This is a genomic window from Bacillus sp. RC242 (assembly GCF_044908245.1).
Lineage (GTDB): Bacteria > Bacillota > Bacilli > Bacillales > Bacillaceae_G > Bacillus_A > Bacillus_A mycoides.
On the sequence record NZ_JBIYCZ010000002.1, the window covers coordinates 223,777 to 247,548 of the forward strand.

Sequence of the window (23,772 nt, forward strand, 5' to 3'; positions counted from 1 at the left end):
TCAATCAGCTTTAGGGATTGCCCGCAGTTAACCCTCACTACTAGCCAATCACTTGACTAGCAGGGCTTACTGCTATATTTAATTAACTTTAGTTATAATTGATTAAATAAATCGTAACAGTTAGTTACCCTTCCTTCCATTACAATCGGTAAACTAATAAACATCATAAATAGGAAAAACATAATTCCATCGTATTGCTGGAACAGTATTGATTCCACTTTCGGATAGATGATCAATTTCCCTCCGCCATAATAACTAAATATGAATGAGGATATAAATAGAATACTTAAATAACTTAGCGTGTACCAATCGCGTCTTTCCATTCTATACCTAATATAAGTCGTACGTTTCGTTACACCAAATCCACGAGCTTGCATAGAATCTGCTGTTTGTAGTGCATCTTCTAACGAACAAACTAATAACACTTGCAGTAATTTCATTCCATTTTTTATACGCTCAATGAGTGAACCTGAATCTAATTGTACACCTTTCGTTTTTTGGACAAGTGTAATTTTCTTTAACCGCCTAATAAACAAAGGAACAAATCGCACTGTAATCATCGTTAACAATGCAACTTTCGGTGAAATTCTTGAAAACAAATATAAAAATTTATGACTCGAAATAATATCGTTATAAGAAGCAAATGTAAACATAATTGCAACTAATAATAATCCCATAACAAGTCCATACATACAAGCCTCAAGCTTAATCCGGCTATCTCCTAAATAAAATAACGTAGTCGCTCCTCTATGTGTTAATAAAGAGTTAAATAAAATAACCATCAGAAAGAATACGATAGTACTAGGTAGCATCTTTCTGATTTTCTCACCATTTCCCTGTACTATATTTAAGATTACTATTAGTATAATCGCTCCAATTAAAAAAAGAGGATGAAGACACATCATACATAGTATCATCACCCCAATATAATAGAAAAAATTCACAAAAGGATGTAAAGAAGAAAAATTTATTTTCATAGTCCTTTACCGAAGATCCTTTCTTAATTTAGTATACATACACCCATTCAACTGTATCTCCTGGTTTAACTGTAACTACACCAGCACTACGGTTCGGAAATGCACCGTTCACACGGTATTTCCAACCACTTGTATCACTTATATCTTTTTCGTATAAATCATTAATCCCTTTTACGTAAACATCACCTTTAGATCCACTCGCATCAACATCTAATCCTGTACTCTTTAGCACACTATATACAGTAGCACCTTCCTGTACATCTACCTTTTTCGCACCTAATAAGTACCCTTCATTTCCTTTTACCGAGATAGTGACTTGTTTCGCTTTAGGTACTGGTACTGGATCTGGATCTGGATCTGGTGGTGGTACCGGTGTTGGCGGAGCTGGTACATTATTGTTCTCTTCTGGATTTTTCTTTTGTTCCTGCTTTGGTGTTTCTTTTGGCTGATTAACAACCTTTGCTTCTTCTTTTACTTCTGGCGCTTTCGGCTGCTGGGGTTTCTCTTCTTGTACTTTTTGTTGCTCTGGTTGTTTATTTGCAGCAGGCTGTTCCCTTGGTTTCTCTTCTTTCTTTACTTCAGGCTGTTCCTGCGCTTTTTCTTCTTTCGGTTTCTCTTCTACTTTTTGTTCTTGTTTATCTTTCTGCTCTTCTTGTGGTTTTTGTTCCGGTTCAGCTTGCTTCTCTTCCGGTTTCGGTACATCTTTTTGTTCTTCCTGCTTCGCTACTTCTTTTTGCTCTTCTAGCTTCGGTTCTACCTTCTTCTCAGGTTTTACAGCCGTTTCTTCACATCCGGCTAATAATCCCAATGAAAGAATTAAAGAAATGAACCATTTCATCTTACTCATGCTGCCCCTCACCTTTCATAATAAAATTAGGAGCAAATGATTGCTCCTAATTTTTGTTAAGCTGCTTTACGTCTCCATAATACATATGCAGAAGCGATACATAATACACCCATACCTACTTGTGTTGCTGCACTATGAGAAGATGCTCCTGTTTGTGGTAATTGATTCTTATTCTTGTTTGTTTCTTTATTAACTCGTTCGTTATCTACAACAACTTTTAGATTTTCATCTTTTGGTTGTTTTTGTAACTCTTCTTGTTGTTTCGGCTGTTCTACAACTTCTTTTTCTTCTACAGTTGTCTCTGGCTCTACAATTGGTTTCGTATCGATTTCATTCTCTACTACATTTGACCAATCATAAATCGATTTTCCAAGATCTTCAAACTGAAGTAACGCTAAAAATGCTTGCTCTGTAGCCATTCCGCTACCTTTTTGATCACTCGGTAACCATTTGAACTCACCATTTGGAAGCTGGTATGACATTAAATTTTGTACTGCTTTATTAAGACGATCTTGATCTACATCTTTAACTAGCGATAGTCCAATAATTGCTTGTGCAGTACTATTAGAATTCTCTTGTCCATCAGCGGCAAAACCACCATTACCTAGCTGCTGCTTGTATAAATAATCAACAGCTTTTTGAATAGCTGGCTTTACATCTGCTTGATCTTGATAAGGAGCTAATGCTGCTAATACCATACTTGTTACATCAACGTTACTAGCACTTTCTTTACTACTTGAACTATCATATGTCCAGCCACCGTCTGTATGCTGGGCTTGTAAAAGTGCTTGTACTAAAGCAGCTCGATTCCATTTTGCTTCGGCCGGAATCTCATATTTCTTTGTATCTAATGCAAGTAATGTAAATGCGTATCCTGTAACGGAATTCACTTTATCTGATTCAAATAAATTTTGTACTAAATTTTGTCCCTCTACCTTTGTAGGATCTACATTCATTGCATTCATCATAATAATCGTTCTAGCTAAATCTGTTGCTGAAAAACGATTTAAACGCTTCTTAACCTTTTCAGCTACTGGCTTAACATAGTTTATTTTCGTTTCAAGCGGAACATTTACACCTGAACGAGCAAGTCCAATCGCAACCCAATCACTACCAATTCCATCTTGTAACATCTTTTCTGATGTTTTAGAAATCGCTTCGTTTAATTGTGCTGCTGGAATTTCGACTTTCTCTTGCTTTGGTTGTTCTGTTACTTTATCTTCTGGTTTACCATCTGGTTTTTCTGTTTTCGGTTCTTCTGGCTTACCATCTGGCTTTTCTGTTTTCGGTTCTTCTGGCTTACCATCTGGCTTTTCTGTTTTCGGTTCCTCTGGTTTACCATCTGGTTTTTCTGTTTTCGGTTCTTCTGGTTTTGGCTCTTCTACAGTTTTACAAGTGCCAAATTTATCTAACGTTTGTTGCAACGTTTGTTGACTCATATTGCTCCAGTCTGCAACGTAACGAAATGCAACAACATCCCCAGACTCTAATTTATAACTATCCGCACCAACTTCTGCAGATTTATCATTTACATCATACAACCAACCGCTCGTTGCTCCGGCCATTAATCCATCGATGCCCTTTATATACGTTCCAAATGACATACTTTCAGATGTTACTTTGTCACCCATAACTTTTTGTAGCAAACTAAAAGCTGTTTCTCCATCTTCAATGGAAACTTCTTTCGGACATAACATAATTCCTTTTTGTGATTCACCAATAATTGCAAGTTTCGCTGTCTTTCCTTCAGCAAACGTAATATGTACTGTATTCGCAAAAGAAACAAATACAAGTGCAACTGCCATTAATGATGTAAGCAGCCATTTCTTTAACATTGCCATCCCAAAATTCCCTCCCTTTACTAACATTCACACAAAAAAAGACCCTTTAAGGGTATGCGGTTGACACTCTCTTTTTGTAAGTGTCGAACAAAAATGTACAACACCTCCTACCCGCATTAACGAGCAGTAAGACCCCCACCTCAAATTCAACGAAAGCAAAGAAGTTAGGTAGGGATCAACTGCCCGTAAATGCCCGATTGGTGAAGGCTAATAATCAGTGGGATGAACAAAATCCCCACTGATTAAAATTTCACTTTATCGTAAATACGATAAACCTATACATTCTACAAATTTTGATTTTCTGTATTATTTTACTATTGACAAAGAATTTTGTCCATGATTTATCGGATTTATTTTCTAAGAATAATAGCTTAATAGCCTTCCATTATTAGAAGTCATCCCTCACTATGTAAGCTTTTATCACTAACAATAATTCCATCTTCATCTACATAAACATATTCATTCGGTTTCCATTCAACTTCACCAAATTGCACCGGAATATTTCTTTCTCCTTTTCCTTCTTTTACACTTCTATTTGGCATTGTCCCTAACGCTACAATACCAATATTAATATTTTTTAATTCACTAGAATCACGAACATACCCATTTACAATAATTCCTGCTAAGTTTCTTTCTTCCGCAATAGCTGCCAAATTATCACCGAGTAACGCACAATTTTTAGAAGCTCCGCCATCAACAACTAATACTGTACCTTCCGGCAGTGTTTGTAACCCCTCTTTTACTAGTACATTATCATCCTTCACTTTTACCGTTGCGATTTTCCCATAGAATTATTTTTTCTTCCCGAAAGACCGAAAAGACTGGCGACATATTTGTAATTCCTTTTCAAATTCATCACATAGATCCGTAGTTTTCCACATCTCTTTCCCTCCTTTCTTTTCCTTTTATATTACATATTCTTGGATTTTTTTCGTTTCCCTGTCTAATGCTGCAACAATTTGTATGTGCAGAAAAAGGATAGAAAAACTATTGCCTTAAGAAGCCACCTTTATTATAATCTATTTCACAGATAAATTTCAGAATATTAAAAATTAACCAGGTGAAAAAGGAGGGGTTTTATGCAATTACAGACCGAGGTAAAAAAACAGCCGAGTAAACGAAAGTTTAAAATGCCTGACGCGTACGTACTACTATTTTTTATCGCCTTACTTTGCGCCATTGCTACATATTTCGTTCCTGCTGGAGAATTTAAAAGAGTTACAAACGGTACTGTTACAACGACAATACCAGGAAGTTATCATTCTGTTCCACAATCGCCGGTAGGGTTTGTTTCTTTTTTTACCGCTATTGAAAAAGGGATGACACTTGCTGCTCCGATCATCTTTTTAATTTTATTTACAGGTGGAGCTATTGCGATTCTTGAAAAAACAGGTGCTCTTGACGGTTTAATCTATCATGTAATTAACAAATTTCGGAATCAGCAATTACTTTTCATTTGTATTGTCGCCGCACTCTTTTCTATTCTCGGAACGACTGGTATTATCGTGAACTCAGTTATCGGCTTTATCCCCATCGGCATCATCGTTGCACGCACATTAAAATGGGACGCTATCGTCGGCGTAGCAATTATTTATTTAGGCACTTATGCTGGTTTTAATGCTACTATTTTATCTCCCTCACCTTTAGGCATTTCACAAAAAATCGCAGAACTCCCGATGTTTTCAGGAATTGGTTTACGTACGGCAATTTATATCTCTTTTTTAATTGCTACCGTTTTGTATATTAATTGGTATGTAAAACGCTTAAAAAAATTGAATAAAGGAAGCATACTCGGAGATAACTGGTTTCCAAGTAATGCTCTTTCAAGTGAGAAAGAAACAGAGAAAACAGAAGTTCCTTGGACAATACGTCATAAATTAATTTTACTCGTTTCAGCTTTATCATTAATTGCATTTTTAATAGGCGCTTTTCGTCTACATTGGACGGACGCAGAAATGACCGCTACTTTTATTTTCATAGCAATTGCAGCAGGAATCATAGGTGGCATGAAAGCAAACGATATCGCTTCTACTTTTCTAGCGGGCTGCCAAAATCTCATATACGGTGCTTTGATCGTCGGAATGGCTCGTTGTATTTCAGTCATTTTAGAACAAGGCAAATTACTTGATACAATTGTTAATCAGCTAGCACAGTCTCTCGAAGGACATAGCCCTGTATTTGGCGTTCTCGGCATGTATGTAAGTAGTGCCGCATTACATTTCCTCATTTCATCCGGGACAGGAGAATCTGTTATTTTCATTCCGATATTAGCTCCATTAGCCGATTTCATGCATATTACACGCCAAGTTACAGTACAGGCTGTTATGCTTGGAGAAGGTGTAGTGAACTGCCTCAATCCAACTTCCGGTGTTTTAATGGGCGTTCTCGCAGCGAGCGGCATTTCTTATGGAAAATGGATTCGCTTCATGGCTCCACTTGCATTCATTTGGTTTATCATTGGACTTATTTTTCTTATTGTTGGCGTGAATATTGAGTGGGGACCGTATTAAAAGACTCATATTATACTTAACTTAATAAAATATCTATTCTATTCTCCAATCCTATAAAAATCACTTATTCTAGTATAGATATAAACAGGGATTGATCATAGTGATCAATCCCTTCTCTCAAAGTAAAATACCTTTAAATATTTTAATTCCAAATTTTATTTACCCATTCTGGATGATCAATAAAAGGATTACGATTATGTTGATATTTCGTAAAAATCACTTCATTACGCTTTCGCTCTAAATCATCTACCGGGTCTTGTTCATTCCATTTTAGTAAAACGGATAGTTTACCCATGTACGGATCTTTATTGTTATTCACCTTTTCATTTAATTCTAAGTCTATTTCGCCGTTGTCTCCTTCATAACGAACAGCCATGTAAAATAGCATTCTAGCGATATCTCCTTTTACACTATCACGAGGTTCCCAAGAATCACTATCGTACTTACATTCTGTCGCTTCTGAATGATTCACACCACCATTATCAAAATCCAGATTTCCACGTGAGCTATTTACAGATACATCCGTCGCTCTTAAATGATGCAAATCTGTTCCAGCTCCTGCAGTCGTTCCAAAATCACCGTGAGATTTTGCCCAAACATGCTCTCGGTTCCAATTATCAACTCCTGAACCATTCGTAAGTTTCCCTTGCGAACGCCCAGTATATAAGAGTATCACATTGTTTTTATTATTTGGATCTTCATCAGTATCTCTTAGTGCTTCCCAAACCGCACTGTATGATAACTTTGTATGATCATCAATAATATTATGAAGTTCCTTCTTTAATTCTAAACCCGTTTTTCCTATTGCGTTATTATAATATGTATCATCATAGCTTTTTACAGTAATCTCTTGTGGTGATGCAGAAGCTACTTCACCGTGTATGATATCTGTGAATGATAGAGATGCAGTACCTAAAATAAAAAATGAAGATAGTGTAACCATAGCAAGCTTTGTATTTCGAAACTTCATATACCCATTTCCCCTTTAAAATATAATTTGAAGCTATTAACTAAAAAATGCTTTCTAACCCCCAAAAACTTTTAGAAAGCCATACCCATCCTTTTCTTTTTATTTAATACAAAACTCTATTGATTCTGTATTATTTCCACACTTTTTGTTTATCTACTTTTCACAAGGAATATCCTTCTCTAGTAAAGATTATTAAAATATTCTTTACAATTAAAAAGTAGTTTAATGTTAACTTATAAATTTCAATTTTTTTATGCAATTATGCATATTTGATAAATCGTTCGACTTTTCTTTTTTCTATAACTGTCTTTATTTTTTGGTGTAAAACCCTTCTTCCTCTGAAAAATAAGTACAAAAATAGATTGGATACCATGTAAGGAACCAATCTATTTTAATTAAAGAAATTTTGGTAATTCTGAGTTCACAACACATTGTGCAGTAATGATAACATTTTTATATTGAGACAGAACTACTACTATTTATTTGGTATCGAATCTATATACTTTTTAACTACTTCATATACATATTCTTGATTTGCCGCCGCTGTATTTGGATTGTATTTTCCGCCGTTTGTTTTATTGTTAGATAATACGCGAATCCCTAAAAATGGTACGTCATAAGATTTTGCAATTTGCGCCGCTGCAGCACCTTCCATTTCTTCTACAGATGTACCGTATTTTGTATGGAACCACTTAATTCTATCAACTTCATTATTCCAAACGTCTGCTGAACCTATAGTACCTTCCACCACTTTACCTTTTGTATATTTATCTTTCACTGCATTAGCTGCTGCAAGTAAATCCTTATCTCCCTCATAGTATCGGATTTTCTCAGCATTTGGATCTTCTCCTGCACTTCCTTCAGAAGCCATTAAGTCCATAGATATCCATTTTGCCGGTTCAATCCCTTGGTTCTCATCCATATTTGTTGTTTTTAATGACCCTATATTCGCGACTTGTTTTCCTAAAACAATATCAAATACGTTTAAATTAGGATCATGTCCACCTGATGTTCCTTGGTTAATAATCGCTATAGGCTTATATTTTTCAATAGCCACTGCTGTAGCGGCTGCTGTATTTTCCATTCCTTTACCTGTTTTCGCAACGATTACAGGATAATTGTCTACAGTTCCTTTATAAAATACGAAACTCCCAGATTTTTCTTCTTTCACATTTTTTAACCTTTTTGCAAATTTTTCAGCTTCTATTGGCATTGGGCCTTGAATTAAAATAGGGTTTTGATTACTTTTTGCCTCAGCTACTTGTTTTGGACTAGCATTACATCCTGCAAGTATTGCGAATGACAATGCGATAGTAGTTGCTAGGGCACCATATTTTTTTAACAGATTTTTCTTCATAAATAATCTCTCCTCTTTCTCTTGTTGTTTTCTATACTCGAGGTTTTGGTCCAAAGAAAAAAGCTCTAGAAATTGTAGAAGAATCTCTACTTTCTAGAACTACGGTAGTCAAAGTTAATTAAGCAAAAGATGAGGCCATTGCTAAATTATAGATCGGTAGCGTCTCAATACACCGAACGACCGAATACTTTAACCCGTAGTCCAGTTCTTTCATTGGGAACTAGGTAGAAACGCTCGGACCATATTACCGAGTATATACGAGTGATGTTATTTAAAATTATTATATTGGTAATATAACAAACTATTAGTGTATACGCAATCTGAAAGTTAACATTTTTAATAAAAATAATAAGAATGTTCGCTTTTACAACTTAGATAGTTAGGATTTATCATCCCTAAATGGATAACGACGCTAAAAAACTCATAACCCATATACTAAACTAGATTAACCTACAACAACCGATCTTTTACAGACAATTACTCTCCCTTCCAACTTCCTCACCTTCGCCTAATATTGAGCTGAGAGTCTTACTGCCCGCATATTGCGAGATAAAACGCGCATCTATCCAATTCACAATTATTTCTTCCAACTCTGGATGAAGCAGCTTATCTGCACTTTCCGCATAAATCTTTTTAAATTCTAACGCTTTAAAATCACCTTCAAAATATTTTAAGGTATGATCCATATTTTTTATTACATGTACTTCGGAATCACCTTTAACATAATCACCAATTCGCTTCGCTTTTTCAGGATCTGTCTGAAAGTCTTTATCACCAGCAATTGCTAGTACTGGACATTTTACTTTCATTAAATCTTTATAAATGTCATGCTGAAAATGCTCTCTAAGCCATTTTGCATTCATTGGCTTAAAACCAATTTTAACAATATCTTTTTTGGAGTTTATCATTTTCTCTGTTGCTTTTTGCGCCTGCTTTTCTCCCCGTTTCTCAATATTGAGAAGACGCATTAACTTTCCTTTTATTCCTTTTTGCTCTTTTAACTCTTTATAAATAATCTCTCTTTGTCTTTTAGTAGCTTCTTCTAACGATTCCGCAGCTCCTGTAAGAAGTATGAGTCCATTAACTGGTGTTCTTGCGTTTACTACAGTCGCTAACATACACCCTTCACTATGACCAGCTAAAATGATATTTTCCGGATCAACAAATGGTTGCTCTTTCAAATACGCAATAACAGCTTCTATATCGGATACTAAATCCCACATCCCAGCTTTCATAAATTCACCCCTACTTGCTCCAACACCACGTTTATCAAAACGTAATGTAACTACTCCGAGGTTTGTAATTAGATGTGCCAAGTCTTTATACATATTCCCTTTCATATTCAGTGGCACTATCGTTCCATCACGATCAACTTCTCCAGATCCAGCGATAATGACAACAGCAGCATACTTCCCGTCAGCTTTCGGTTTAGTAATCGTACCGCGCAAAGTAAATTCACTATTTATCGCTACTTCATATTCATCAAAAGTCATTATATTTATCCTCCCTCTATTCTTTTATATCCAATTTAAACTTCAAACTCGCTATTATATTTTTGTACTCTCTTACATCTTTCATCGATGCGAAAATCGGGTTCTCTGCAATACCTTGTAGCATGCTTCGCTTTATAATATCCTCATTTCTAACCGTTTTAGCGCCAAGCGGAAATTCTGCAAACCATCCATCAATCGCATCAAAATATGAATCGCCGTGTAAATGCAGGCTATTTACTGTAAAGCTATCCGCACAAACTGCTGCATACTTCCGTAGCATTTCTAATGAACCTTCAAAATTTTCTTGCATGCAATATACTTGTGCAGCAGCATAGTATACTTTTAAAGTCATATTAGGATGTAGTTTTTCTATTTCATACATGTCTATTAACATGAAAGCTCTATTTAAAATTACCTCTACCTTTTCAGCGTTTGAGGCATTTACTACTACATAATTCGGTATTGTCGCAACGAGTTGTATTAAATGTTGATACATACTAATTTGCATCATTTCATTCGCCTTCTCAGTATTTCCAAGCATTTGATACGCCTTCGCGATTAGATCTTCCTCTGGAAAGTTAGGACGTATCGTTTCGCCAAGTAATTGAAGCACCTCATTTGGTCTATTGAGTATAAGATAGCAAGTTGCTTGAAACGATACCGCCTCTTTCACAAGAGAAACATCTTCACTTTCTTCCTGCACTCGGCTAAAGAGATACATTGCCTCTTCTAAAATTTCAGTTCTTTTATCCGTATCCTCTGTTAACATATGGTGGTTAATAAAAAGTAGCCCCATTTGAAGTAATAATGGAAAACAAGAATAATATTTTTTAATCATTTCTCTGCACTCCATCATTACTTCATCAAACGGTTCTTCACTAAAAGCTTCCGCTAGTCTATGATATAAATTTTTAATATCTTCCTGTTCCATTTGTGGTGTATAACAGATTAATTCATCTATACTTATGTTAAAGTACGATGCTAACAGTGGTAAAAATGTAATATCCGGATAACTCTGCCCCGTCTCCCATTTGGAGACAGATGCCTTCGTAATACCGATATACGTCGCTAACTCTTCCTGTGTAATTCCCTTTTCTTTTCTCTTATCCGCAATGATTTTATGAATATGAATCTCTCTCACTGTATCACCTCATACTTTTATTATATGTTCTTTATTCCACATAAAATATGGATTTAGAGTCGACTTTCGTTAACAAAATCAACTGTTAGGAAACATCTCTCTAACATAAAAAGAAGCTCCAAATTTTATTATATTTAGGTCATAGATGTTAAACTTAATAAAATCAAAGGCAGGAACATATTTGATATGTTCCTGCCTTTGATTTGTGAGGTACCGACACATAGCCATCTAGCTAAGATTTTGAAGTGCTTCAAAATCAAAAATTTCATCTCACCACAGTTTTCTATGAGAATCCAGTGAACAGCTTATTTACATAATTTTCGAAAGTGGAAGTTATTTTTCTTAAATAATAATATGTTTTTCTTGAAAATTAGAAGTAAAGCCTCCTACGTGAACATCTGTAATATTATTAAAATCAGTTGATACATTTACAATAATCTCTGAAGGCTGATCCATTACATATCCTTGCTCAAAAGTGAAGGTATTATGTTTTTTAAAATTTTTATTTTGTTTTATTAAATAACATGCTAGTGCTGCATTTGATGTACCAGTGGCACTTTCTTCTGGAACATTAAACAAAGGTGCAAAGTTTCTGCAATGAGCTGTAGAATTATATAGTGTTTCCAGTGTAAATACATGATAACCAATTACATTATATTTCTTACTTATTTCAGCAATCCTCTTCATATCAGGAATAATCTTTAACAAGTCTGAAAGTTTTCTGACAGGTATAATAATATCGTGTAAACCTGTAGATACGATTTGAATAGGCATATCAGGTATTAGTTGTTCTTCATCTAGATTTAAAGATTCAATAATTTCTTTACAAGGAAGTGTTGTAAGAAAATCAGGGAGATTTTGTTGTAAAGATATCATTTTATTTTCGTCAATTTTTACGTTAAGCATCCCCGCTTTAGTCTTTATTGTATACACTTTTGAATTTATTTCTTTCATTTGGGCTAATAAGGAAAAAGTGGCAATTGTAGCATGTCCACATATGGCAACTTCTTCATTTGGTGTAAAATATTTAATTTCGTAATCTGAATTTACAGAAGGAAGTACAAAGGCAGTTTCGGAGAAATTTAGTTTGTTTGCAATAGCTTGCATATCTTTTGTTGTAAGATCCTTTGTGTCTAAAACAACCCCAGCTGGATTCCCACCTTTTGTATTTTTAGTGAAGGCGTTTAACATATATGTTTTAATCTTCAATCCAATCACTTCTTTCCCTTTTTTCCCAGTATATCATGTTGTAGATATAAAAAGTGACATGTACATTCCATACATCCCTAATTAACATAACGTCCTATTATCGGGACTCAATGTATTTAGAAAATTATTAAAAGTCCTTCAGATTGTTTAACTGGAGGACTTAAGTGATTTTGAGTTGCAAGAGGTTTTATTTTTTCTCACTAATTTTAAGCCGTTTTGCATTTATGAAAAATGCGCTTCCAATTGTGAATATAACGGAAGAGATATACATTGTTATCCCTGAGTATTTATTATCAAACATTGTAATATTAAGTAAATTAATGAACATCATCAATATAAGTGATATGTACAATCCATTAATATATTTCACTTATGCCCCTCCTTTACTTTTTTTCTTTTTCATCTCTTTTTTTCGGTAACCTCTATGTGATAAATAGTGGTTTCTAAAGGTATTATTTAGAATACACTTCCCTTATTTTACCATTTAAGAGAGATGATATGTTGTTTGATTTTAGTTGCATATTGTATACATGATCAGTTAACGTAACGTCTCATTATCGGTAGCAAGGAAAAAGGAGAACCCTGCACTCACAAGGGAACCTTCTTTTTTAGTTCTATGAATCTATACATTTTTTTATACATTCCTATCCTGGCACGGTTTTAGGGCTCTTGTTTGTTACTGGATTAGCCAAAAAACTGTATAAAATCTTGCATGATTTTAGTTAGCGTAGGGTTTTTCCAAAATACTGGCATCCCCCAATATGTGCTTTCTTATGGGTATTTCTTGAACCCTCATTAAAACACTCTCCCGTCCTTTGTCTATCTTTAAAAGTAACTCTGCTTGTTTATTTAAAGTCCTTGCAACGAGGCATTGTACTCCTCCTAGAGCCAAACAAATGATTAAAATTACACATCCATATTATACTGATTAAACTAAAAATTCAATCTCTTTTCATTTCATTCATTATGTAAATAAAAAAGGATAATCCGCCCTCATAATGGACTAACTATCCTATAAATTATTATCTGAATTTAATAAAACTAGAACTTCTTCCTCTATGTATATTTACTTCGTTACCTCACCAAACTGCGCTCTCGTCACTTTCGCCAAGTCATCAACTTTCAGCTCAATTTGTATACCGATTTTCCCGCCGCTTACTATCATCGTTTCAAGTATTTGTGCGCTCTCATCAATGCATGTAGAAAATAACTTCTTCATTCCGACCGGTGAACAACCGCCGCGAATATACCCTGAAACTTTCGTAATATCTTTAACAGGAATCATTTCAATCTTCTTTTCACTTACTGCTTTTGCGGCTGCTTTTAAATTTAGTTCCTCATCTACTGGAATGATAAAAACATGATAATTTTTACTATTCCCTTGAGCGATTAACGTTTTATATACTTCTCTCACTTCTCGTCCAATTTTCTCGGCAACTGATACGCCATCAATTTTCCCATCGTCCGGATCATATGACATCATGGAATATTCAATTTTTTCTTTATCTAATATTCGCATCGCATTTGTTTTATCTTTTTTCATAGTGTTCTCCTTAAAAAGTTATTTCATATTATTAAGTTTTCTTTTATTATACACTCTTTTCAATTTCTCCTACATAACTTCACGTATTCTCCAAAACTGAAAATATTGATATTTCTAAATTCATCTGATATAATTTGGAAAAACTTATGTTAAGGAGAGATTTGTAATGCGAACTTTTAATACTTCTTTCCAACTTCATCATCATACGTAACGCCGTGTATCCGAAGAAAAATTTTTCTTCGTGGGTACAGGGCTATTCCTGTTGACCCACGAAGCGTTCATAAAGCTATGTGGGTATTTTTATACCTGCATAGCTTTTTTTAATTTAAAAGAGGAGTGATTATAGTGGAAATGAAAAATGTAAAAGGAACAAAAGACTATTTACCAGAGGAACAAGTACTGCGAAATAAAATTAAAAGAGCATGTGAAGATACGTTTGAGCGATATGGATGTAAACCTTTAGAAACTCCAACGTTAAATATGTATGAACTTATGTCATACAAGTACGGCGGTGGTGATGAGATTTTAAAAGAAATATATACGCTTAAGGATCAAGGAAAACGCGACCTTGCCTTACGTTACGATTTAACAATTCCATTCGCAAAAGTTGTCGCGATGAACCCAAATATCCGCCTTCCTTTTAAACGATATGAAATTGGAAAAGTATTTCGAGATGGGCCAATTAAACAAGGAAGATTCCGTGAGTTCATTCAATGTGACGTTGATATAGTCGGTGTAGAATCAGTCATGGCGGAAGCTGAACTCATGAGCATGGCGTTTGAACTATTCCGAACGTTAAACTTAGAAGTAACGATTCAATATAATAATCGAAAATTATTAAATGGTATTCTCCAGTCTATTAACATCCCTACCGAATTAACGAGTGACGTAATTTTATCATTGGATAAAATCGAAAAGATTGGGATTGATGGTGTACGAAAAGATGTATTGGAGCGCGGGATTACTGTAGAAATGGCCGATACCATATGTAATACTGTTTTATCTTGCCTAAAGCTCCCTATTGCCGACTTTAAAGACACTTTCAATAATACACTTGTCGCCGATGGAGTAGAGGAGCTACAACAACTACAGCAATACTTACTCGCTCTCGGAATAAATGAAAATACGATATTCAATCCGTTTTTAGCAAGAGGACTCACAATGTATACAGGCACTGTGTATGAAATCTTTCTAAAAGACGCTAGCATTACATCTAGCATCGGTAGCGGTGGTCGATACGATAATATCATCGGAGCATTCCGTGGTGATAATATGAACTATCCAACAGTCGGTATTTCATTCGGATTAGATGTCATTTATACAGCTCTATCACAGAAAGCAACAACATCATCTACAGCAGATCTTTTTATCATTCCACTCGGGACAGAATTACAATGTTTACAAATCGCCCAGCAATTGCGTTCTACTACTTCCTTAAAAATCGAACTTGAACTAGCCGGACGTAAATTGAAACGTGCCCTTAATTATGCCAATAAAGAAAATATCCCGTATGTACTAATAATTGGTGAAGAGGAACTATCTACAGAAACAGTTGTATTGCGTAATATGAAGGAAGGTACTGAAGTGAAGATTCCCCTCTCTTCCTTGGAAAATAACACATTTAATAACTATATATAATAAGCGCCACCCTCATTTGGGTGGTTTTTCTAGTGAAGAAATAAAGTGAAGGCTTTTACTGCCCACAAATAGCGGGATTAAAAACCATTTAGTTTACATAATATAATTATCGATTGATATAAATATGATTTTCAACCATATAAAAAAAAGAGGGCAAATATGCATCTCCCTCTTTTTGTCTAACTCTTTTTATTATTATTCTTGTTCTTGCTCGTCCATAATCTTCTCGAACGCCGCAGATACTTTTTCAAATTCCTCGTCATTCTCTATGTATGAGAATTCATTATCTTCTTCTATTTTTAAAAAGAAGATATCAATGTCTTCCTCAGTTTCTGTTTGAATGTCTTCTACAAAGGCAACCGCAATGTATTCTGCACCTTCGACATCCATCGCTCCAAGCACTTCAACTTCCTGTTCTTCATTATTCTCATCGGTAAGACTAAAAATTTCGCCTACTTCAATTGCTTCCATATTCATTCTCCTCCTATCATACTCTAAAAAATAAAACGTTCAAATTGCACACTTACTAACATATCTTTCCATAAAAAAGTTGAATTCATACAGAAAGAACAACAAATTCTTGCTGATTCAGCAAAAGTATTCAACTATAAGGATATCATTTATGAATAGGAATGAACATATTTTAAATGAGATAATTGGATTAATTAATTTAAAATCCTTCTTTAGATTTCCGAAAGACCTCCATGTCCCATAATGATTCTTTCATATAGGCAGATGGAATGCCACCTTTCAATCTGTAAGTAAATACTAAAATAGCACCTCCTATCCTGATTCCTTTCCGTACGTTTTTAGGATGAGAGATAAATCCTTCTATATAAACTAAAGAGACTTATGCAGCAATTCCAATACATCTTTCATCGCAAAAGGACCGTCTTTTTTTACATGCTCAGCGAATTCAGAAACGAGACGTAACGTTTTCACACTTTCGATTGGATGATCTCCTGACGCACTTTCAGCAGAAAGCATAACAGCATTCGTCCCGTCCCATACAGCTTGAAATACATCTGTCACCTCAGCTCTTGTAGGAATAGAATGATCTACCATAGATTGAAGCATTTGTGTCGCTGTAATGACATATGTATTCGTTCGATTGCACTCACGAATCATCATTTTTTGTAACAGTGGAATAAATTGATACGGCAATTCCACACCTAAATCTCCCCTTGCAATCATAATGCCATCCGCTTCTTTGCATATGTCTTGAAAATTCTCGATTGCTTCCAGCGTTTCTATTTTTGCAATTAAATTTGGGGAAGTTTCTTTATGTTCATGTATAAAACTTCGTATTTCCTTTATATGACTAGGTTTTCGAACGAAAGAACACGCAATAAAATCAACTTCCTCTTCTAGAAGAAATTGAATATCTTTTTTATCTTTCTCCGTAATAGCTGGCAAACTAACAATTGTACCTGGTAAGTTCACCCCTTTATGAGAGGAAATATTGCCACCTGTTTTTATTCTTGTTTCTATTTTTTCCGAACTTATCTTTTCAACGATTAACTCAACTTCTCCATCATTAATAAGAATTCTACTTCCAACTTTTACGTCATTCGCAATCCCCACATAATCAACACTTGCTTCTTCTTTATTCCCTTGCACTGGATTGGTATATAAAGTAAATAACTCCCCTGCTTCAAGTGTAATTTGTTCTTCTTTCATTTCACCCAATCTTATTTTAGGACCTTGTACATCCCCTAGAATTTTAATAGAATCGTCTAACGATTTTACTAAACGAATGATGTCTTTATGACTTTCATGCGTACCATGTGATAAATTTAACCGAACAATTTTCATACCATTGTTTATTAACTGCGCTAACGTTTCATCATTATTACTCGCTGGCCCAATTGTACAAACTCGATCAATTGTCATGTCCCCACCATCCTTTTTTAAATGTTTCCCATAAAATAAAGAGAAGATTCTTTTTATAGGAAAGACCGTGTAACTAAGGGTGCAAAGAGGTTTTATTTGAAGAGAATATTTTGCTGAAGAAATAGCTTTAATTTAACTTTTTGTGCCCAACATTTTGACTCAATCGTTATTGTTAGTTTCGTTGCAATGGGGTACTACTAATAATAAATCTTGTTTACATACGAACGTTAGATTGGGATATCGAAAACGACCTATGGAGGAACCACAATGACTACTCTTCGAAAAAAAATAATGGGACTAACATTAGCGGGAACGGTAGCACTATTTACATTAGCAACAGGAATCATAATGAACGATAATGAGGTAAAAGCTGAGGTAAAAAAAGCAGGAAAGCAACCTAAAAATGTGATTTTCATGGTTATAGATGGGACAAGTTCTTCTGCTACAACATTAGCCCGGTGGTACAAAGGTTCACCTCTTGCGCTAGATCAAATTGTATCCGGAGGTGTTCGTACATACTCAGCAGAATCGGCTATTACGGACTCTGCACCAGCAGCCACAGCTTTAGCGACAGGAAATAAATCAAATTCAGGCTACGTGGGCGTATTACCTTCTGTTGTGAATTCACCTGGCTTAGAACCAGTGAAAGAAGAATGCAAGTTTCGTCCAGTTGCCAACGTCTTAGAAGGCGCAAAACGTTCCGGCCGCGCGACAGGAATCATTGCTACATCAGAAATTCAACATGCTACTCCGGCTAGTTTCTCTGCCCACCACGTTAACCGTAAAGATTTCGAAGTACTTGGTGAACAGCAAGTGTATCAAAATATAGAAGTTGTATTAGGTGGTGGAAAAGCAGCACTTCAGCCTACGACAAGCAACGGAATTCGTAAAGACAACGAAGATTTAGTAAAAGTGATACAAGACAAAGGGTACGACTTTGTCGAAACAAAAGATGCGTTATTAAACTCCAAATCAAATAAAATCTGGGGTTCTTTCTCTAATACTGCCCTTGCGTTCGATATGGATCGTAGAATAACCAATCCTAAGCAGCCAACTCTTTCCCAGATGACGAGAAAAGCAATTCAAACATTATCAAAAGATAAAGATGGTTTCTTCTTATTTGTAGAAGGTAGTAAGGCAGATTGGGCAGCACATGCAAATGATCCAATCGGGATGATTAGCGATGTATTGGCATTTGATGATGCAGTTACAGAAGCATTAGAATTTGCGAAGAAAGACGGTAACACTATGGTCATTGCTTTAGCGGATCATGGTAATAGCGGTATTTCCATTGGTAACAGCAATACCACAAAAGGCTATGATACTACACCAGTATCAGCTTACATTGCCCCACTGAAAAAGGCGAAAATGACACTTGAAGGTGCTACAAATAAACTAAAAGATGATTTATCTAATATAAAAGAGGTCGCTGCTCTTTACGGTTTAGACGACCTAACTGAGGATGAAAGAGAAAAGTTAAACGCTGCACATAAGAAAGCTGATGTAGGTCCAATCCTTACTAAATTATTGGCCAACCGTGCGAACATCGGTTTTACAACTGGTGGTCATACGGGTGAAGATGTATTCTTATACTCTTACGGTCCTCAAAAGCCATACGGTTTAGTCCAAAATACAGACGTTGCGAAAATAATGGCCAAAGCAATGGGCTTTCAATTAGGAGAATTATCTAAGAAATTATTCTTAGATGCTGAAACATCCTTTAAACAAATTGGTGCAACTGTAACGATTGACAAAAAAGATGTACGAAACCCGGTGCTTGTAGTAAAACGCAATAATACGGCGGCCAAATTGTTTGTTAATAAAAACATTATCTATATTGGTGGGAAAGATTATGAATTAGGAGGCATCGTTGTAGAAAGCAACGGGAAATTCTATGTCCCTGAAAAAGCAATTCAACTATTCACAAAGCATTCTCGCTAAATTTAAAAACAGACATAAAAAAACGCTATCCTTTCTATAGAAAGGGTAGCGTTTTTTTCGTTATATGGATACAAATTTATCTTATTAAATCCATTCAACAATAGTATCCATAGTTTGTCTTGTTTTATTAAATTTTGGTTCTCCTTTACGGTATCCGAATGCAACCATAACTGATACCTCAAGATTATCATCTTTTAAAATTCCTTCTTGACGAAGTAAAGAATCTACTTTTTCTTTATCGAATCCTTCCATTGGACAAGAATCAATACCGATTTGAGCTGCACTAGTCATCATATTAGCTAAAACAATATAAGATTGCTTTGATGACCAATCAAATACAGCACGTTCGGAGTCTAACAATTTAAAATCCGATTCTTGGAATTTTTTGAAGAATTCATATCTCATTTGTTGGGCTTCTTCAGGCAATCCAATAATATCTTTCATCATGTGCTGAATATACTCTGCATCATAGTGCATATCTTTGATGTTTCTTGAAAGAACAATGACAAAATGACTTGCTGTTGAAAGTTGCCCACCTGCTCCCCATGAATATGGTAATAGTTTTTCTCTTAATTCTTTATTTTGTACCACAATAAATTTCCAAGGCTCATATCCAAAAGAAGAAGGAGATAATCTTCCTGTTTCTAAAATAAATTTAAAATCATCTTCTGAAATTTTCTTCATAGGATCAAATTCTTTACATGCATGTCTAAAGTTAAAAGCTTCTATAATTTTTTGTTTTGTGTTAGTCATAAAAAATCCTCTTTTCATTAATTTATTACTCAACTAAATTATATTTTTTAAGTATCAACGTTACAAGTACGCACATTTATGTGCTATAGTATCAAAAAAGATACTATTGTTAAGGGAGAGTCTTTTTATGATTAGTTCAAAAGAAGATGATGTAAATTATCCATTTTTAAATAAATATTCTTGTCCAGTAGAAGCTATGGTCGAGGTTATTGGCGGAAAATGGAAAGGTGTTATTCTTTATCATTTATTAGATGGTAAGAAACGATTTAATGAATTAAAAAGATTAAAACCTAATATCACCCAAAGAATGTTAACACTTCAACTTAGAGAACTTGAAGCAGATGGCATCGTACATCGGGAGGTATATCGTGAAGTGCCCCCTAAAGTAGAATATTCGTTAACTGAACTTGGCGAGTCATTACGTCCAATTATCCTTTTAATGATGGAATGGGCGACTAATAATATGGAGCAGGTTTTGGAAAGTAGAGATAACAATAAATAGTATTTAAAACCTGTAATTAGCCATTACAAACAACTCAAAAAAGATTGCCTCTTAGTATACAGGCGATTTTTTTTGAGTAAAAGGATTATTTTATTTAACTTTTTGTCAATATGTTGCGTTATTTGTAAATTATTGCTTACTTTTGTAAAACATAATATTTATCTATTAATCTATTCACCTTAATTGGTTGTTATGTGTTTGAGAGCAAATCTCAATTAAAAACCATAAGGAGTGTTTGTCTTGAAAAAATTCTTAGCTATCCCTGTAATTGCTGCATCTCTTATCGGCTTAGGTCAAACTTCAACATTCGCGGCAACCGAAGAAACAAAGGTAAGTCCTGCAAGTACTGAGTCTAATCAAGTGCAACTTCCACCAGTTCAATATGCTTTAGAGGCTAATGAAGAATTCGCTTTTTACGGTTCAGGAATTTACAAATTTCACCATGAAGGCGGGAAGGATCTAAGAGTTTTCCTTAAAAATATTGGTAATGAAACTTTCAGTTATGATTTATATAATTCTAAAGGTGGATGGTTATCAAACGGAAAGTTAACACCTGGACAACAAACTATTAATGAATTTAGTACTGAGTGGTCTGATTGGCTTCCTAATGGTAAATACCAGATTGTATTTAAAAATAACAGTGGTGCATTTTCTAAAGTCAAAATTGCTGCAAGAGCACTAGACGAGTTTGAAAAATAGTACTTTTGGAATAATATTACCGATTGGAGCAGTTAGCTTTTGCTAGCTGCTCTTCTATTCTTTTCGTATTGTTGCTGCCATAAAGTATGGAGGACCATTCTTTCCATATTTCATTACCTCGTCAATATCCTGCAATTGTTGGATACCTTCCTCATCGTTACGATCACCAGGAATAATAATTGATGTGCAATATAATGGTGTAACTGACTCCTCATCATATGGCGACTCTTCAGCGAGATAAAACTGAGCTACCATTGGAAGTTCTTCTCTTTTACAGATTTCAAGAATCTGCTGCATTAACGGTGCAATTTCTTCATCATAAACTTCCTCTTTATCGTACATATCAATCCATTCCCCTTTTCTACAAAATGAAATTTTTGTAGAAAATAATGAACTTTAAAAACTACTAAATTGCAAATATAAATACAAGGGAGCGTTTTATATGACTTCCTATCAAAAAATATCTTTAATAGTTATCACTCTTTTTTATCATTGTGATGTTCCTTTTAAATGAAGTCTTTATTTCTTAACACCCAACGAGAATGTACAACAAACTAAAAAGGCCTACTCACACGAGTAGGCTTTTGAAACTATGAAAGCTTCGTTAATAATTGATTTAAATCTTTTTTCGTTTTCGTCGTTAATGACTTCATTTTATTAATATCGATCTTTTCTTTCTCCGCTCCTACAATTAACGGATACATACTTTGGCCAATTGTTTTATATTCAGTCGGATGTGATGCTTCTAACTCTTTTTCAATGACATCCCACTTCTCATTAATTTGTTTTCCAAGTTTATTAACTGTTTCTAATTTAGGATTTGCAGCTAATTGCTTGTCCAAGCTTTCAATTAATGTAACGACTTCTTTTACATTTGTTTTCACAGCGACGCTTTTCTTCGGATCTTTCGTTGTTTTTCCGTTATTGTTTGTACTTGTACTTTGATCTGTTGTTTTTCCGTTGTTGTTTGTACTTGTACTTTGATCTGTTGTTTTTCCGCTAGTAGTTTGATCATTCGTTTTTCCTGTCGTTTCTTTTTCTTTTGTTGTTTTGCCGTTACTTTCTGTTCCTGATGATTCCTTTGTATTTTTTGCATCCTTATCTGTTTTTTCATTCGAAGAAGTATTTGTGTCTTTTTCAGTATCTTTCGTTGTTTTTGACGCTTCATCTGCACTTGTCGTTTTCGATTGCTCTTCATTTTGTGCAGTTGCCTGATCCTTCTTCGCTGCATCTTTATCTGTGGAGGTACTACAAGCTGCCATTGTAAGCATTGTACCAATTGCTACTGATGCGATAGCGACCTTTTTCATTTTCATAAAAATCCCCCTATGTTTACAATTTTATCCTTCTCTTTACGATTCTATTTCCCCTTAAAAAATCCCTTTTCATACGAATCACCATCTTTCCGACAGTAATCTTCATAATAATACGTACAAAAAACGATAAATTCATTTTAATATTCGAGTTTTTTCTACTACATTTTCCTCCTCTGTAGCAAAAGAAAAAGAGTATGTTGTCACATGAAGATTTACAATCTACAAATGACAACATACTCCCCTATCAATTTTTTATCTTTCTTGACATTTTATTTATACAAAAAACAAAATAATTACTAATTTTTTTATTTCTCAACAATTGTTAACATAATATTTTTATGAATAACCACCGTTCGAATGAATGACTTGCCCAGTAACCCACTTCGCTTCTTCACTTACTAAAAAAGCAATTAAGCGTGCCGCATCCACCGGTTCTCCAACTCTTCCTTGCGGGAATTTCCATACTAAATGATGCTGTAATTCCTCTGTAATCCATCCTGTATTCGTCGGTCCTGGATCAACAGCATTGACTGTAATCCCCTTCTCCATAGCAACTGGTGCAACTGACTTTGTAAATGCTTCTATTGCTCCTTTCGTTGCTACGTATGCTAGTTCATCTGGCATCGGGCCTAATGACTGCCCAGAAGTAAGATTTATAATACTTCCACTCGTTTTAAGTGAAAAATGTTTAATAAATAATGAACTTAATAGCATAGGAGCACGAACATTAACCGTATAATGTTTATCTAGCTGTTCTACATCTAACTCTTCAATTTTCGTATGAGTAGAATACGCCGCATTATTAATAAGAATAGATGGATCCCCTAAACGTTCTGATACCATATACAATACACGATTAGGCGAATAAGACTGCGATAAGTTTATTTCTGCCATTTCACATCGAACGCCGTAACTTTCAATTTCCTTTTTCAACAAAAAGGGCTCTTGATCATTCATTCTCCATGGCATCGCTTTATCATACCGAGGCCAGTACGTGAAAAAAATGTCTATCCCATTTTGAGCAAGCACCTTGCATACAGCTGCACCAATTCCATTCAGACGAGTTGCCCCTGTTACAATTGCTATTTTCTTCACCTTTTCTCCTCCATCTATGGATAAATCCCCTGCACGAATACAGAGGA

The 23,772-nt window shown here is 34.9% G+C and carries 21 protein-coding genes, 1 pseudogene and 1 riboswitch; of the genes and pseudogenes, 5 read left to right on the forward strand and 17 right to left on the reverse strand.

The window, feature by feature from the left end:
- Positions 1-92 precede the first annotated feature (92 nt).
- From ABH957_RS04885 to rraA, 4 genes and pseudogenes are all read right to left on the reverse strand, one after another.
- Entirely contained in the window at positions 93-977 is an 885-nt protein-coding gene (locus tag ABH957_RS04885) for an energy-coupling factor transporter transmembrane component T (protein WP_404448570.1), read from the reverse strand.
- A 28-nt stretch (positions 978-1,005) separates the two neighbouring features.
- Positions 1,006-1,824 carry a DUF4430 domain-containing protein gene (locus tag ABH957_RS04890; protein ID WP_404510694.1) on the reverse strand — a complete coding sequence of 273 codons (819 nt, stop codon included), beginning with the start codon at positions 1,822-1,824 and terminating at the stop codon, positions 1,006-1,008.
- 56 nt (positions 1,825-1,880) lie between these two features.
- Positions 1,881-3,665, reverse strand: coding sequence for a DUF4430 domain-containing protein (locus ABH957_RS04895; RefSeq protein ID WP_404490820.1), 1,785 nt, complete (start codon positions 3,663-3,665; stop codon positions 1,881-1,883).
- A gap of 395 nt (positions 3,666-4,060) precedes the next feature.
- Positions 4,061-4,546 (reverse strand): annotated as a pseudogene (rraA, locus tag ABH957_RS04900) (ribonuclease E activity regulator RraA).
- A gap of 198 nt (positions 4,547-4,744) precedes the next feature.
- On the opposite strand from rraA, the gene ABH957_RS04905 reads away from it, so the two are divergent.
- Positions 4,745-6,175: a YfcC family protein gene (locus tag ABH957_RS04905; RefSeq protein ID WP_404448563.1), complete on the forward strand. Its 1,431-nt coding sequence runs from the start codon at positions 4,745-4,747 to the stop codon at positions 6,173-6,175.
- A gap of 142 nt (positions 6,176-6,317) precedes the next feature.
- Here the strand turns inward: ABH957_RS04905 and ABH957_RS04910 are convergent, their stop codons facing one another.
- The 7 genes from ABH957_RS04910 to ybaK form a co-directional block, all read right to left on the reverse strand.
- Positions 6,318-7,145, reverse strand: coding sequence for an endonuclease I family protein (locus ABH957_RS04910; RefSeq protein ID WP_016135002.1), 828 nt, complete (start codon positions 7,143-7,145; stop codon positions 6,318-6,320).
- Positions 7,146-7,620: 475 nt separating this feature from the next.
- Complete coding sequence (locus tag ABH957_RS04915) at positions 7,621-8,502, reverse strand: 5'-methylthioadenosine/S-adenosylhomocysteine nucleosidase (RefSeq protein ID WP_404458296.1); 882 nt, start codon at positions 8,500-8,502, stop codon at positions 7,621-7,623.
- A gap of 177 nt (positions 8,503-8,679) precedes the next feature.
- A riboswitch (purine riboswitch) is annotated at positions 8,680-8,783 on the reverse strand.
- A 186-nt stretch (positions 8,784-8,969) separates the two neighbouring features.
- Entirely contained in the window at positions 8,970-9,995 is a 1,026-nt protein-coding gene (locus ABH957_RS04920) for an alpha/beta hydrolase family protein (RefSeq protein ID WP_404448561.1), read from the reverse strand.
- 16 nt (positions 9,996-10,011) lie between these two features.
- Positions 10,012-11,136, reverse strand: coding sequence for a helix-turn-helix domain-containing protein (locus ABH957_RS04925; RefSeq protein ID WP_404448559.1), 1,125 nt, complete (start codon positions 11,134-11,136; stop codon positions 10,012-10,014).
- A gap of 342 nt (positions 11,137-11,478) precedes the next feature.
- Positions 11,479-12,354, reverse strand: coding sequence for a PhzF family phenazine biosynthesis protein (locus tag ABH957_RS04930; RefSeq protein ID WP_404448557.1), 876 nt, complete (start codon positions 12,352-12,354; stop codon positions 11,479-11,481).
- Between the two features lie 178 nt (positions 12,355-12,532).
- A complete protein-coding gene (locus ABH957_RS04935) occupies positions 12,533-12,715 on the reverse strand; it encodes a hypothetical protein (RefSeq protein WP_000875167.1) in 183 nt (60 codons plus the stop codon).
- Positions 12,716-13,411: 696 nt separating this feature from the next.
- Positions 13,412-13,888 (reverse strand): Cys-tRNA(Pro) deacylase, encoded by a 477-nt coding sequence (gene ybaK / locus ABH957_RS04940; RefSeq protein WP_097833175.1) that lies wholly within the window; start codon positions 13,886-13,888, stop codon positions 13,412-13,414.
- A 342-nt stretch (positions 13,889-14,230) separates the two neighbouring features.
- Between ybaK and ABH957_RS04945 the strand changes: the two genes are divergently transcribed.
- Positions 14,231-15,526: a histidine--tRNA ligase gene (locus ABH957_RS04945; RefSeq protein WP_404458305.1), complete on the forward strand. Its 1,296-nt coding sequence runs from the start codon at positions 14,231-14,233 to the stop codon at positions 15,524-15,526.
- Between the two features lie 195 nt (positions 15,527-15,721).
- Here ABH957_RS04945 and ABH957_RS04950 read toward each other — a convergent pair whose 3' ends face one another.
- Together ABH957_RS04950 and ABH957_RS04955 are read right to left on the reverse strand one after the other, a co-directional pair.
- Complete coding sequence (locus tag ABH957_RS04950) at positions 15,722-16,003, reverse strand: DUF1292 domain-containing protein (RefSeq protein WP_003190466.1); 282 nt, start codon at positions 16,001-16,003, stop codon at positions 15,722-15,724.
- A 363-nt stretch (positions 16,004-16,366) separates the two neighbouring features.
- The gene (locus ABH957_RS04955; protein ID WP_404458290.1) at positions 16,367-17,419 is read right to left on the reverse strand and encodes a pyruvate kinase; all 1,053 of its coding nucleotides are present in this window, start codon (positions 17,417-17,419) and stop codon (positions 16,367-16,369) included.
- Between the two features lie 267 nt (positions 17,420-17,686).
- On the opposite strand from ABH957_RS04955, the gene ABH957_RS04960 reads away from it, so the two are divergent.
- Positions 17,687-19,360, forward strand: coding sequence for an alkaline phosphatase (locus ABH957_RS04960; protein ID WP_404458287.1), 1,674 nt, complete (start codon positions 17,687-17,689; stop codon positions 19,358-19,360).
- Between the two features lie 84 nt (positions 19,361-19,444).
- Here ABH957_RS04960 and ABH957_RS04965 read toward each other — a convergent pair whose 3' ends face one another.
- A complete protein-coding gene (locus ABH957_RS04965; RefSeq protein ID WP_404456829.1) occupies positions 19,445-20,131 on the reverse strand; it encodes an NAD(P)H-dependent oxidoreductase in 687 nt (228 codons plus the stop codon).
- A 109-nt stretch (positions 20,132-20,240) separates the two neighbouring features.
- Here ABH957_RS04965 and ABH957_RS04970 point away from each other — a divergent pair, with 109 nt between their 5' ends.
- Positions 20,241-20,615, forward strand: coding sequence for a winged helix-turn-helix transcriptional regulator (locus tag ABH957_RS04970; RefSeq protein WP_016127314.1), 375 nt, complete (start codon positions 20,241-20,243; stop codon positions 20,613-20,615).
- Between the two features lie 240 nt (positions 20,616-20,855).
- A complete protein-coding gene (locus ABH957_RS04975; protein WP_016096650.1) occupies positions 20,856-21,314 on the forward strand; it encodes a hypothetical protein in 459 nt (152 codons plus the stop codon).
- A 54-nt stretch (positions 21,315-21,368) separates the two neighbouring features.
- On the opposite strand, the gene ABH957_RS04980 is transcribed toward ABH957_RS04975, so the two are convergent.
- The 3 genes from ABH957_RS04980 to ABH957_RS04990 all read right to left on the reverse strand — a co-directional run bounded on the left by ABH957_RS04980 (position 21,369) and on the right by ABH957_RS04990 (position 23,725).
- Positions 21,369-21,656, reverse strand: a complete 288-nt coding sequence (locus tag ABH957_RS04980) for a hypothetical protein (RefSeq protein ID WP_002013976.1) — start codon at positions 21,654-21,656, stop codon at positions 21,369-21,371.
- 248 nt (positions 21,657-21,904) lie between these two features.
- A complete protein-coding gene (locus ABH957_RS04985) occupies positions 21,905-22,630 on the reverse strand; it encodes a hypothetical protein (protein ID WP_002185367.1) in 726 nt (241 codons plus the stop codon).
- Positions 22,631-22,966: 336 nt separating this feature from the next.
- On the reverse strand, positions 22,967-23,725 hold the full coding sequence (locus ABH957_RS04990; protein WP_404456824.1) for an SDR family oxidoreductase: 759 nt from the start codon (positions 23,723-23,725) through the stop codon (positions 22,967-22,969).
- Positions 23,726-23,772: the final 47 nt, after the last annotated feature.